Source organism: Tannerella forsythia 92A2, assembly GCF_000238215.1.
GTDB classification, from domain to species: Bacteria; Bacteroidota; Bacteroidia; order Bacteroidales; family Tannerellaceae; genus Tannerella; species Tannerella forsythia.
The window spans coordinates 891,896-904,267 of sequence record NC_016610.1 but is presented as its reverse complement, the minus strand read 5'-3'; the positions used below and the strand labels follow the sequence as shown (position 1 = coordinate 904,267).

At 50.9% G+C, this 12,372-nt stretch carries 9 protein-coding genes; 4 read left to right on the top strand and 5 right to left on the bottom strand.

The features are described from left to right. Positions 1 to 65: 65 nt before the first annotated feature. From leuD to BFO_RS03620, 5 genes are all read right to left on the bottom strand, one after another. Positions 66 to 659: a 3-isopropylmalate dehydratase small subunit gene (gene leuD, locus BFO_RS03640; RefSeq protein ID WP_014224257.1), complete on the bottom strand. Its 594-nt coding sequence runs from the start codon at positions 657 to 659 to the stop codon at positions 66 to 68. 5 nt (positions 660 to 664) lie between these two features. Continuing rightward, complete coding sequence (locus BFO_RS03635) at positions 665 to 1,126, bottom strand: GxxExxY protein (RefSeq protein ID WP_014224256.1); 462 nt, start codon at positions 1,124 to 1,126, stop codon at positions 665 to 667. Between the two features lie 40 nt (positions 1,127 to 1,166). Further along, positions 1,167 to 2,603: a 3-isopropylmalate dehydratase large subunit gene (gene leuC / locus BFO_RS03630; protein ID WP_014224255.1), complete on the bottom strand. Its 1,437-nt coding sequence runs from the start codon at positions 2,601 to 2,603 to the stop codon at positions 1,167 to 1,169. 35 nt (positions 2,604 to 2,638) lie between these two features. Continuing rightward, positions 2,639 to 4,126 (bottom strand): 2-isopropylmalate synthase, encoded by a 1,488-nt coding sequence (locus BFO_RS03625; RefSeq protein WP_014224254.1) that lies wholly within the window; start codon positions 4,124 to 4,126, stop codon positions 2,639 to 2,641. A 66-nt stretch (positions 4,127 to 4,192) separates the two neighbouring features. Further along, a complete protein-coding gene (locus tag BFO_RS03620) occupies positions 4,193 to 4,693 on the bottom strand; it encodes a hypothetical protein (RefSeq protein WP_041590644.1) in 501 nt (166 codons plus the stop codon). A 65-nt stretch (positions 4,694 to 4,758) separates the two neighbouring features. Here BFO_RS03620 and BFO_RS03615 point away from each other — a divergent pair, with 65 nt between their 5' ends. From BFO_RS03615 to BFO_RS03600, 4 genes are all read left to right on the top strand, one after another. Further along, a complete protein-coding gene (locus BFO_RS03615) occupies positions 4,759 to 6,861 on the top strand; it encodes an alpha amylase C-terminal domain-containing protein (RefSeq protein ID WP_014224251.1) in 2,103 nt (700 codons plus the stop codon). Between the two features lie 80 nt (positions 6,862 to 6,941). After that, entirely contained in the window at positions 6,942 to 7,916 is a 975-nt protein-coding gene (locus BFO_RS03610) for a type I phosphomannose isomerase catalytic subunit (protein WP_041590643.1), read from the top strand. Positions 7,917 to 8,060: 144 nt separating this feature from the next. Then, positions 8,061 to 8,957 carry an ABC transporter ATP-binding protein gene (locus tag BFO_RS03605; RefSeq protein WP_014224249.1) on the top strand — a complete coding sequence of 299 codons (897 nt, stop codon included), beginning with the start codon at positions 8,061 to 8,063 and terminating at the stop codon, positions 8,955 to 8,957. 24 nt (positions 8,958 to 8,981) lie between these two features. Beyond that, positions 8,982 to 12,341, top strand: a complete 3,360-nt coding sequence (locus BFO_RS03600) for a golvesin C-terminal-like domain-containing protein (RefSeq protein WP_014224248.1) — start codon at positions 8,982 to 8,984, stop codon at positions 12,339 to 12,341. The last annotated feature ends 31 nt before the right edge of the window (positions 12,342 to 12,372 follow it).

The window sequence follows — 12,372 nt, the reverse complement described above, 5'->3', positions numbered from 1 at the left end:
AAGATCACGCATGTTTCAATATTCAATCGTTTATTAAGCGTTGCAACAAACCCGCAGGCAGGTTGTCAGAACCGGTTTGCCCTGCTCTCCCACGCCTCCGTCAGCGATTGGTTGCTTAACAGGAAATCGATGTCGTCGAGTCCTTTCAGGAGACACTCCTTCTTATAGGAGTTGATCTCGAACGATTCCGACGTGCCGGTCTCGTTGTTCCGGATAGTCTGCTCCTCCAGATTAACCGTAACCGTCGCTTTCGGATTGTTGTGGATCGACGCGAAGAGTTCGCTCAAGCAGCCTTCGCTCGTTACCACGGGCAGAATACCGTTGTTGAGAGCGTTGTTGCGGAAAATATCGGCAAAGAAGCTCGATACGACTACCTTGAATCCGTAACCTGCAATAGCCCATGCGGCATGTTCGCGGCTGCTGCCGCTTCCGAAGTTTTTGCCTGCCACCAGCACCTGACCGGAATAGGTGGGATTGTTGAGTACGAAGTCGGACTTCGGGCTACCGTCTTTGTGGTAACGCCAGTCGGCGAAAAGGTTGTTTCCGAAACCTTCGCGCGTGGTCGCTTTCAGGAAGCGCGCCGGGATAATCTGGTCTGTGTCCACGTTCTCGATGGGTAGCGGAACACAGGTGGATGTAAGTGTTTGAAATTTGTCCATGAGTCTTATTTGAACGCAAATTGCACAAAAAACGCAAATTCACGCAAGTCCTTTTTTGTATTATAAAATTTTCTCTGATTTGAATATACTTTCTTTTTGAAAGTGGATTTCCTGCCGAAATTCAGCAAATAGCCAACTTCTATTTCTGTTGCCTTCAGATAATTGATTAATTGAGCTTCGTGTGCCGGATCAATGTTCTCGCACGTTTTTAGTTCGAGTATGATGCAGCCTTCAACCAATAGATCGGCAAAATAATCTCCTACTACACGTCCGTCATGGTACACTGTTATGTTTTTCTCTACTTCGCATTTCAGTCCTGAATCGGTCAATGCAAAATACATCGCATTCTTATAGACTTTCTCAAGAAAGCCGTATCCTAAGTCGTTGTAAACGCGATAGAATTGTGTAATAATAATGTCTACGAGTTCTTTAGGAACCGAAGCAGGAGCGTTCTCTTGTGTTACCATATTGCGGAAATTTGTGTTATTCGCGTAATTTGCGTTCTTTTTACGGGTTGGTTATTTTTCCTGTAACTGCCGCAGCAGCCGCTACCAGCGGGCCGGCCAGAATGGTACGCGCTCCGGGGCCCTGACGTCCTTCGAAGTTCCGGTTCGAGGTCGATACCGCGTATTTGCCGGCGGGCACTTTGTCGTCGTTCATTGCCAAGCAGGCCGAACAGCCGGGCTGACGAAGTTCGAATCCGGCCTCTTCCAGAATCCGGTCCAGCCCTTCGGCTTCGATCTGTTTGTGCACCTGCCAGCTTCCGGGCACGAGCCATGCCGTTACGTGGTCGGCCTTGCGTTTCCCTTTCACATAATGGGCGAATACGCGAAAATCTTCGATCCGGCCGTTGGTGCAACTGCCCAGAAACACGTAATCGATGCTTTTCCCCTCCAGCTTTTCGCCGGGAACAAAACCCATATATTCGAGCGACTTTGCGAACGATATTTTTCCCGCCTCATCGATCTCCTCCATTTGCGGGATGGCACCGTCGACAGGCATGCCCATGCCGGGATTGGTTCCGTAGGTGATCATCGGGCCGACGTTCGACACGTCGAAAGAGACCTCTTTGTCGAATACCGCGTCGGTATCGGTTTTCAGCGTCTTCCAATAAGCCACCGCCTGTTCCCACTTCTCGCCCTTGGGAGCGAACTCACGCCCTTTCAGATAGGAGAAGGTTGTTTCGTCCGGAGCAATCAGCCCGCCCCGGGCGCCCATCTCGATGCTCAGGTTGCAGAGTGTCATCCGCTCCTCCATGGTGAGGTTGCGGACGGCCTCGCCGGCGTATTCCACGAAGTAGCCGGTCGCGCCACTCGTGGTGAGCTGCGAAATCATATAGAGCGCCATATCTTTCGCCCCCACGTTTTTACCCAGTTTGCCCTCGAAATTCACACGCATCGTCTTCGGGCGCGTTTGCAAGATGCATTGCGAGGCCAGCACCATCTCCACCTCGCTCGTGCCGATACCGAAAGCAATAGTGCCGAAAGCACCGTGCGTAGAGGTGTGGCTGTCGCCGCAGACAATCGTCATGCCCGGTTGGGTGTAGCCGTTTTCGGGTCCTACCACGTGCACGATGCCGTTCTTCGGATTATTCAGTCCGTAATAGGTGAGCCCGAATTCCTGTGCGTTCTTGGCAAGCGTTTCGACTTGAAAACGGGATATCTGATCGCGAATGGGTTGGTCCTGTCCCACGGTAGGGATGTTGTGGTCAGCCGTCAGGGTCGTCTGTTCGGGACGGAATACTTTCAGTCCGCGCGAACGAAGTCCGGCAAAAGCTTGCGGACTGGTTACCTCGTGGCATAAGTGACGGTCTATGTAGAGTTGGGTAGGCCCCTCTTTTACCGTGGTAACGACGTGAGCGTCCCATATTTTATCGAACAGGGTCGCCCCCTTCTGTCCGGTCGAGGGCTTCGAACTGTTTGTCTGTGATGTATGATTTGTCATTTTCTGTTTTTGTCGTTGTTATCTTTTTCGGAGAGCTATTCCACGAACTTGTTCACCGCATCGATAAAAGCTTCGACTGATGCCGAAACGATGTCGGTATTGGCCGAAAAGCCGTAGTACAACATGCCGTTGTGTGCTACCTGCATGTGCACTTTTCCTACATCATCGCTTCCGCGGTTGATGGCTTGAATGAGGAACTCCTGAATCACCATTTCGCGGCTGATAATCTTTTTAACCGCTTTGATGGCCGCATCGACCGGCCCGTTTCCGGTGGCGGAGGCTTCGAAGTGCTCGCCGGCGATGTTCAACCCGATGCTCGCCACATGGCGCAGCCCTACGCCGCAAGTAACTTGCAGGTAATCGATCTTGATCCGGTTTAGCCGCGACTCGATGCCGGCCAACGCCAGCACGTCGTCGTCTTTGATGTCTTTTTTCCGGTCGGCCAGCGCGAGAAACTTCTGGTACACGTCGTCGAGTTTGCCGTTATCGAGGTCGACTCCCAGCAGGCTCAGGCGGTTTTTCAACGCCGCACGGCCGCTTCTTGCCGTCAGGACGATGGCGTTATCGTCGATGCCCACCTCTTTGGGGTCGATAATTTCGTAGGTATCCGTATTCTTGAGCACGCCGTCCTGATGGATGCCCGACGAGTGTGCGAAAGCGTTCCGCCCCACAATCGCTTTGTTGGGCTGTACCGGCATGTTCATCAGCGCTGAAACAAGTCGGCTCGTCGAGTGAATCTTGGTTGTGTTGATGTTCGTCTCGAGTCCCAGTTCCCTATGGCTTTTGAGCGCCATCACCACCTCTTCGAGCGAGGTGTTTCCGGCACGTTCGCCGATTCCGTTCACGGTTACTTCCACCTGCCGCGCGCCGTTGAGCACCCCTGTAAGGGTGTTGGCCGTAGCCATGCCCAGGTCCTGATGGCAGTGGGTGGAGAGGATGGCCTCTTTCAAATCGACGTGATCAATGAGGTACTTTATTTTGGCGCCGTACTGGTGCGGGAAACAGTAGCCCGTGGTGTCGGGGATGTTGATTACGGTTGCCCCCGCGTTCACCACCGCCTGTACCACCCGCGCAAGGTATTCGTTGTCGGTGCGGCCGGCGTCCTCGGCGTAGAACTCCACGTCGTCCACAAAACGGCGGGCAAATTTCACCGCTTTCACTGCACGTTCGATGATCTCTTCGCGGTTGGAGTTGAACTTGTGTTTGATGTGCATGTCCGATGTGCCGATACCGGTATGGATCCGTTTGCGTTTGGCGTGTTTCAATGATTCGGCAGCCATTTCGATGTCTTTTTTCACCGCACGTGTGAGCGCACATATAACAGGCCAGGTGACGGCTTTGGAGATCTCAACCACCGAGTTGAAGTCGCCGGGACTGGACACCGGGAATCCGGCCTCAATCACATCTACCCCCAGCAGCTCCAGGGCTTTGGCCACCTGGATTTTCTCGATGGTGTTTAGTTGACATCCGGGAACCTGTTCCCCGTCGCGTAAGGTCGTGTCGAAAACATAAATTTGTTCCATAAGTTAAATATAGCTCTTTGTGTTTTGTAACAAAAAAAGCCTTTCCCACCCAATGAGTGAGAAAGGCTATTTCTTTATGCTGCTTGTATCTTTTTCAGTTACCGATATTCCAATCCCACCCTCCGGATTCTTCCAGAAGTCGAATAGAAATAATAAGAATACCGATGTTATTATTATACATAATTCTTGTTTAAATCTTGATAACGGTTGCAAAGTAAAAGAAAAAAGATGTAATTGCAAAATATTTGTGCGAATTATTGCCGAAAAAATATCAAAAACAAAAAAATGGGAGATGTCAATTCCTGTTCTTCTTGCGTGATTTGAAACGGTTACTTCGAGCATAGAAATATTGAAAGAATTTTCTGCTTTTATCGCTCCAACAGCAACATCGATTCTCCAAAAGCAAAGAAGAATGAACCTAAAAAAGTTCATCTCACATCTATATTTAAAAAACATAGTCGCTTTGAGTTTTATTTTTATCGGCCTGTGGGTGAATTGAAATTTATCTTGTAGCTTTGCATCGGTTGCGAAAATGGGCTGTACATACGGCAAAAAACCGTAAAGCATGGGTTTAAGATAAGATGCTTCGTTGCTGATATGGTCTCTGGAATAAACATAAATAAGAACGGAAGATGGAAAAATTGACTCTAATTCAGAATGATCCTTGGCTGAAACCTTATTCGGACGCTATCGAAGGACGTTATCACCGTACGATAGAAAAAGAGAAAACATTAACCTGTGGCGGGAAACAAACCCTTGCCGAATTCGCATCGGGTTATCTGTATTTCGGATTGCACCGGACGGAGGATGGATGGGTGTTCCGCGAATGGGCGCCGCATGCCACAGCTATCTATCTGATAGGGACGTTCAACGGCTGGGAAAAGAACGAGAGTTATCGTCTGAAACCTCTCGACAACGGCAACTGGGAGATCGTTTTGCCGGCTGCTGCCCTCCATCACGAAGATTTATACAAGTTACTCATCGAATGGGAAGGGGGCTGCGGAGAGCGTATCCCTGCATGGTGCCGTCGGGTGGTGCAGGACGAGCAGACCAAAATCTTCTCCGCGCAAGTCTGGGCGCCTGAAAATCCGTATCAGTTTGAAGTAAAGACATTCCGGCCGGATACGTCGCCACTGCTGATTTACGAGTGCCATATCGGTATGGCTTCAGAAGAGGAGAAGACAGGTACGTATGAGGAATTCCGTACACACGTTCTGCCGCGTATCGTGAAGGACGGCTATAATGCCATACAGATCATGGCGATACAGGAGCATCCGTATTACGGTTCATTCGGGTATCATGTGAGCAGTTTTTTTGCGCCCTCATCACGCTTCGGCACGCCCGACGAGTTGAAGTGTCTCATCGACGATGCCCATCGAATGGGGCTGACGGTGATCATGGATATTGTGCACAGTCATGCCGTGAAAAATGAAACAGAGGGGCTCGGACGTTTCGACGGTTCGTATCATCAGTATTTCCATACCGGTACCCGGCGTGAACATCAGGCATGGGACTCTCTCTGCTTCGATTACGGAAAGGACGAGGTGTTGCATTTTCTGCTGTCGAACTGCAAATACTGGCTGGATGAGTATCGCTTCGACGGTTTTCGTTTCGATGGTGTCACCTCGATGCTTTATTACAGCCATGGACTGGGCGAAGATTTCTTAAGCTACGGTGACTATTACAACGGTCATCAGGACGATGACGCGATAACATACCTGACGCTGGCTAACAAACTGATACACGAGGTTAATCCGCATGCCGTGACGATTGCGGAGGAAGTCAGCGGTATGCCGGGGCTGGCGGTTAAAGTAGCCGATGGTGGCTATGGGTTCGATTACCGCATGGCGATGAATATCCCGGATTTCTGGATCAAAATACTGAAAGAGAAGAAAGATGAAGACTGGCATCCTTCGGCCATCTGGTGGGAGACAACGAATCGGCGGGCCGATGAGAAGACCATCAGCTATGCCGAGAGTCACGATCAGGCGTTGGTAGGAGATAAAACGATCATCTTCCGTCTTATCGATGCCGATATGTACTGGCACATGCAGGCGGACGACCGACACTTTATGGTAGAGCGCGGACTGGCGCTTCATAAAATGATCCGGCTCGTGACGGCCACGACGATCAACGGCGGTTATCTGAATTTTATGGGGAACGAGTTCGGACATCCCGAATGGATCGATTTCCCGCGCGAAGGCAACGGCTGGTCGTACAAGTATGCTCGCCGACAGTGGAGTCTGGTCGATGCTCCGAACCTGAAATATCGCTTTCTGGGCGATTTTGACCGTGAGATGCTTGCGTTGATCCGCAGCGTAAAAGATTTTCAAGCGCTACCCGTGCAGAAGGTGTGGGATAACGACGGCGACCAGGTGCTGGCCTACATGCGTGGAGAATATGTGTTCGTCTTTAATTTCAGTCCTGCGCAGTCGTTTACCGATTATGGTCTCCTGACTCCTCCGGGCACTTACCGTACAGTACTAAATACGGATGACCCGCGTTTCGGAGGGAACGGATTAACCGACGATGCCATCGAGCATCTGACGCAATACGATCCGCTTTACGAAAAAGAATATAAAGGCTGGCTGAAACTGTATCTCCCGGCGCGCACGGCTATGGTATTGAAACGGCTACCTGAAGTTCGTTCATTATCGGTCGAACAAGGAGAGATGGAGAAAAGACGGGTACGGAAAAAACGATGCCACGCAAAAGGAAAGAATAACGTCATGTAAAAAGAGATGAATCATCTACTTAAACATGTACGATCAATGAAAACAAACAAAGCAGAACAAACAGTCAAACAACAAATAAAATAATGTATCCATATTTATTTCAACCGATTTTAAAGGAAATCATCTGGGGAGGGACGGATATCCGTCCGTTTAAGGGCATGACTCCTACACAGGAAAAGATAGGAGAGAGCTGGGAACTGTCGCATGTAGACGGCGATTTTTCCGTTGTAGCGTATGGTGCCGATAAAGGAAAAACGATCGACGAATTGATTCGCGAGTACGGTGAAAGTCTGCTGGGCAGTGAGGTGATGAAGCGGTTCGGAACACGCTTTCCGTTACTCATCAAGTTTATCGATGCCTGGGACGATCTTTCCATTCAGGTACACCCCGACGATGTGCTGGCCGAGAAACGTCATCACTCATTCGGAAAAACGGAGATGTGGTACGTAATCAAGGCTACCCCCGACGCTGCGTTGTATTGCGGCTTTTCGCAGCCCATCGATGCGGATGAATACGTGCGACGAGTCGAAGACAACAGTATTATGGAGGTGCTTAAGCGTTACGACGTGACAGCGGGCGACGTTTTCTTCCTGCCTGCCGGACGAGTGCATGCCATCGGCGCGGGATGCTTCATCGCCGAGATACAGCAGACCAGCAATATCACGTACCGCATCTACGACTATAACCGCAAAGGTGCCGACGGCAAGGGACGCGAGTTGCATACCGAACTGGCCAAAGACGCGATCGACTATACGTTTCAGAGCGACTATCGGACGCATTATACGCCACAACCGGGCGCCGCCGTCGAGCTGGTGCAATGCCCGTACTTCACCACTCGCTTGCTGGAGACGGAAACACCTATGATGCGCGATTATGCCACGCTCGATTCGTTTGTTGTTTATATCTGCATGGCCGGCTCCGTTGAGTTACGTGATGATAACGGCAACGAACTGACTGTTTCGCAGGGACAGACCGTGCTCTTTCCTGCAACAACACAGTCGGTTACCCTAAAGCCTGCACCACAGACCAAATTGTTGGAAACTTATATCGCGTAAGCAAGAGTGACCGGCGCTTAAGCAAAGAGAGGCTTTGTACATAAGGAAAGCACCCTCTACAGGTAAGGGAAAGGCGAGGGTGCTTTCCGAGACAATAAGATAAGTGAAAACAGCGTTATAGGAAACGATAACCGGTAAAGACAGATGAACAACATATCGATACGTTCGCTAAACAAACGCTATCCGAACGGCAACCATGCCCTGAAAGACGTCAACATGGAGATACCGACGGGCATGTTCGGTCTGCTGGGGCCTAACGGGGCCGGCAAATCGACGCTGATGCGTATCCTCGTGGCGCTGATGGAGCCTACGTCCGGCGAGGTGAATGTGTTCGGCTACGACTTGCGTAAGCAGCGTCGGGAAGTACGCCGGATACTCGGTTATCTGCCGCAGGACTTCCGTTTCTTTGCGAAATACAAGACGCATGAGTTCCTTGACTATGCAGCTCGTCTATCGGGGATGAACAACCGGCGGGAGCGTCGGCAAGCCGTCGATGCCATGCTGGAGAGCGTCGGGCTGTTCGATGTCAGGGAGCGTTATGCCAATAAGCTGTCCGGCGGTATGAAACGTCGGCTGGGCATTGCACAGGCATTGATACATCGCCCCAGACTGATCATCGTCGATGAGCCGACCACGGGGTTAGATCCCGAAGAACGCATTCGTTTCCGTAATCTGTTGGCCGAAGTGGGCAAGCAGGATGTGACGATCATCCTGTCGACCCATATCGTCGGCGACATATCGAGCACATGCAACTGTATGGCGTTGATGAACAAAGGCGAAGTGGCGTTTTTCGGATCGCCCCGGGAGATGCTGCAAGAGGCCGAAGGGAAGGTGTGGCGGATGCATATCAGCAGTGACGAGATGCCCGTTATCGACGCGAAATACCCTGTGATATCGACCATCCCCTCCGGTACGGGGTGGGAAGTACAAGTGGTAGCCGACAAGATCGAAGGATATGACGCCGAACCGTATCCCCCCAATCTGGAGCACGCCTATGTATATTACATGGAGTATAAGTTGAACCGGTGGATGAACGATTGATCCAATTACAGAAGACAAACCAATATGTCGGTATGGAATAATATACGGTCTGTCGCCAAGTATGAACGCAAGCTATTGCTCCGTACATGGTTCTACCGCGTCTTTCTGGTACTTTCCGTGTTGATTCTGGCATTGTTTAATTTTGCAGCTTTACTTAGCGACGACGGCTACTGGCTGATGAAATCGCTGCCCTCCAATATCCCGTATGTAAATCTGCTGCTGCTTAATACCGGGCAGGCGGTGATCGCCGTTTTTTTGTCGTCCGAATTTCTGAAGTCGGACAAAAAGCTCGATACGTCCGAGGTGTTTTATGTTCATCCGCTCAGCAATGCCGAATACGTAGCGGGTAAGATATGGGGGATTTTAAGCGTGTTCTTCCGCCTCGACCTGATGATTCTTGCGATGGTCCTGATTTTTAACCTCGCGTCGGGCGTGTCGATCGACTGGACGGCCTATCTCACGTATTTCTTCCTGATATGCATCCCTACGCTCTTCTATATCCTTGGACTGTCTATCTGCCTGATGCTTATCTTGAAAAATCAGGCTGTGACCTTCGTACTGCTGCTGGGGTATATCGGACTGACTCTGTTTTATGTTGGCGATCGGTTTTACTATCTCTTCGATTACATGACCTACAACCTGCCTTTGGTGAAATCGTCTGTCGTCGGCTTTACGAACGTGCAGGCGCTGATGATACATCGTGCGATTTATCTGCTGATTGGATTAGGCTTTGTCTGCCTCGCCGTGTTTTTGTTCCGTCGGTTGCCGAACACGAAGTACGGACGCTATCGATGGCTGGCACTCGGCTGTTGCTTCTTTCTCGGAGGTATCGCGGCAGCTTATCGTCATGTAGATTCCGTCAGGAAAAAAGGGGAGCTGCGACAGCATTATATCGCGTTGAATAATGAGTATGTGCACGCACCGAAGATGCTTGTCGACCGTTACGACATCATCCTCACCCAACAGCCGTCGACGATTATTGCTGAGGTGTCCATGAACGGAGTGGCTGCCACTCGCGGTTCCGTGTTTACATTCTGCCTCAATCCCGGCTTGACCGTGCACGAGGTCGAAGCCGGTGGTCGTCCGTTAGCGTTCGAGCGCAGGAGCCAGATCATCCTTGTTGATCTCGGACATGAACTCGCCGAAGGAGACTCCCTTTCGATCGTCATGAAGTACGAAGGACGCATCGACGACCGCTTTTGCTACCTTGATATTCCTGCCGACATCCTGCAGCAGGAGTATGCGAACGATCTGTTCCGAATGGATAAGAAATACAGCTTTCAGGAACGCGACTATCTGCTTTTTACACCCGAAGCGTATTGGTATCCGCGTCCCGGCACTTCCTACAGCAGCCTCAGCACCGATGGGCAGCAAACGTATTTCAGTCGTTTCCGGCTGACGGTGCGTACGACAGACGGCCTGATGGCTCTCTCACAGGGTACACGGCAGCAACCTTTCCCAACGACGCTGGACACCGCTGCATTCTCTTTGGATAAGGAACAAGAACGGGTGTTTATCTACGAAACGGATTTTCCGTCACCTTCTCTCTCGCTTATCGTGGGGGACTACGAGCAGAAAAGCCTCGTGGTAGACAGTACGGAGTACAGTATTTGGCATCTGCGGGGGCATGGTGATTTTACGGCTCCGTTCGATTCGATTACGGATACCATTCCATCGCAGATCAGAGAGTTTCGCCAGTCGATCGAACACGATTATTCGCTCGATTATTCGTTCCGCCGATTCTCCGTAGTCGAAGTGCCTGTGCAGTTTTACAGCTATCCCAGAGTATGGACGCAGGCACAGGAGAAAGTACAGCCCGAGATGATTTTCTTTCCCGAAAAAGGTTGCCTGTTCAACGAGGCTGATGTTGCGAGAAGGGTCGAACGTGAAAAGAAATGGGCGCGTTGGGAAGGACGTGAGATTACCGATAAGGAAGCTGCCATCCGTACGTTCAATAGCTTTATGCATCTCTTCCGTCGTACAGAGAGCGATTTCAACTGGTCGTTCGATCGCGGAACGGAGAATGTCTCTGCCGAGGTCAATCCTTATTTGCTTTTTCCTCAACTGTATAATTTCAGATACAATGTATTTTCGTCGGAATGGTCTGTCGCCAACCGCATGATCGAACTCTACCTGCAGGACAAGTCCGAAGAGAACGGCTGGATCAGGGAGATGAACGGTATCAGCAATAAGGAAAAGGCAAATCTGCTGATGGAGCAGCGGCCGTTGAAGGAGCTGCTCTCCGATACGGAACTGCGTAATCCGGTCGACGATGTGCTGTCGCTGAAGGCAAGCAGCCTCTTCGCTCCTGCCGAAATTGATATGGGATACCGTGCGTTTCGTGACTCGCTGCGTGCCATCCTGCAACGGAACAAGTTTACAAACCTGCGCTTCGAGTACCTGCTCGATACACTCGGCACGATGACCGGCAAAGACCTCCGGGTGTCTCTCGGCGCATGGCTACGTCCTACGCCGCTGCCTGTATATATTGTCGGAACGCCCCGTATCGTACACGTCACGAACCGCGATAAGGAGACGTATGTCGTGGCTTTGCAGATCACCAATACCTCCGATTACGAGGGTGCGATCCGTCTGGAAACCGATGCGGGAGGACGTAACGACTTGTATGATCCGCGAACGAAACGCACCTTCTCTTTCGCTCCGCATCAGACGAAACGCATCGTGACGCATTGGGACGAAGCGCCGCGGAAACTCCGTGTTCATACACTTATATCGGCAAACCTGCCGGCGCAGATCGATTTACCCGTCGGAAATATCCTGCGTGAACAGAACCGGACGATCGAAGAGGAAGGCGACTTCGTACTGCCGCTTCTGTCGGATGATACGTCCGGAGAGGTGATCGTAGATAATGAAGACTCTTTGCTGTTCGCCTTGTCGAAACCCGAAGTGTTCGGTCTTCTGCCACGGTGGCTCGATAAGGAGAACGATCAATCGTTCCGTTATTCGGGCGTGTCCCAATGGCGTGCTCCGCTGCAATGGACATTGACGACAAACGATAAGTATTACGGTGCGCATATCCGTTCGGCTTACGTGATCAAGGGCGGAAGCGGAAATCAGACGGCTACATGGAGTATCCCGGTTCCGCATGCCGGACAATATGACCTCTACTATTACGTGTATAAACCTCAGGAACTTCGTGAAGGAGGACGTGGCGGAGGAAGGGCAAGTCATACGGAATATCGGTTTAAGGTCTGTTATGATCACGAGGAAGAAGAAGCGTATATCGACCTTGCACGTTCGGAAGACGGATGGGGTCTGCTGGGCACATATTATTTCAACGGTGATACGGTACATGTCGTATTGACGAATGATACGAAGTTAAGAACCGTCACAGCCGATGCCGTGAAAATCGTCAGAAAATAAGCGAATGAACTCAAAGAAGCAGCATAGAAAA

Bases quoted from the DNA above. Each gene is read 5' to 3' on its own strand.
- leuD (WP_014224257.1), bottom strand. From the start codon at position 659: ATGGACAAATTTCAAACACTTACATCCACCTGTGTTCCGCTACCCATC.
- BFO_RS03635 (WP_014224256.1), bottom strand. From the start codon at position 1,126: ATGGTAACACAAGAGAACGCTCCTGCTTCGGTTCCTAAAGAACTCGTA.
- leuC (WP_014224255.1), bottom strand. From the start codon at position 2,603: ATGACAAATCATACATCACAGACAAACAGTTCGAAGCCCTCGACCGGA.
- BFO_RS03625 (WP_014224254.1), bottom strand. From the start codon at position 4,126: ATGGAACAAATTTATGTTTTCGACACGACCTTACGCGACGGGGAACAG.
- BFO_RS03620 (WP_041590644.1), bottom strand. From the start codon at position 4,693: ATGCTTTACGGTTTTTTGCCGTATGTACAGCCCATTTTCGCAACCGAT.
- BFO_RS03615 (WP_014224251.1), top strand. From the start codon at position 4,759: ATGGAAAAATTGACTCTAATTCAGAATGATCCTTGGCTGAAACCTTAT.
- BFO_RS03605 (WP_014224249.1), top strand. From the start codon at position 8,061: ATGAACAACATATCGATACGTTCGCTAAACAAACGCTATCCGAACGGC.
- BFO_RS03600 (WP_014224248.1), top strand. From the start codon at position 8,982: ATGTCGGTATGGAATAATATACGGTCTGTCGCCAAGTATGAACGCAAG.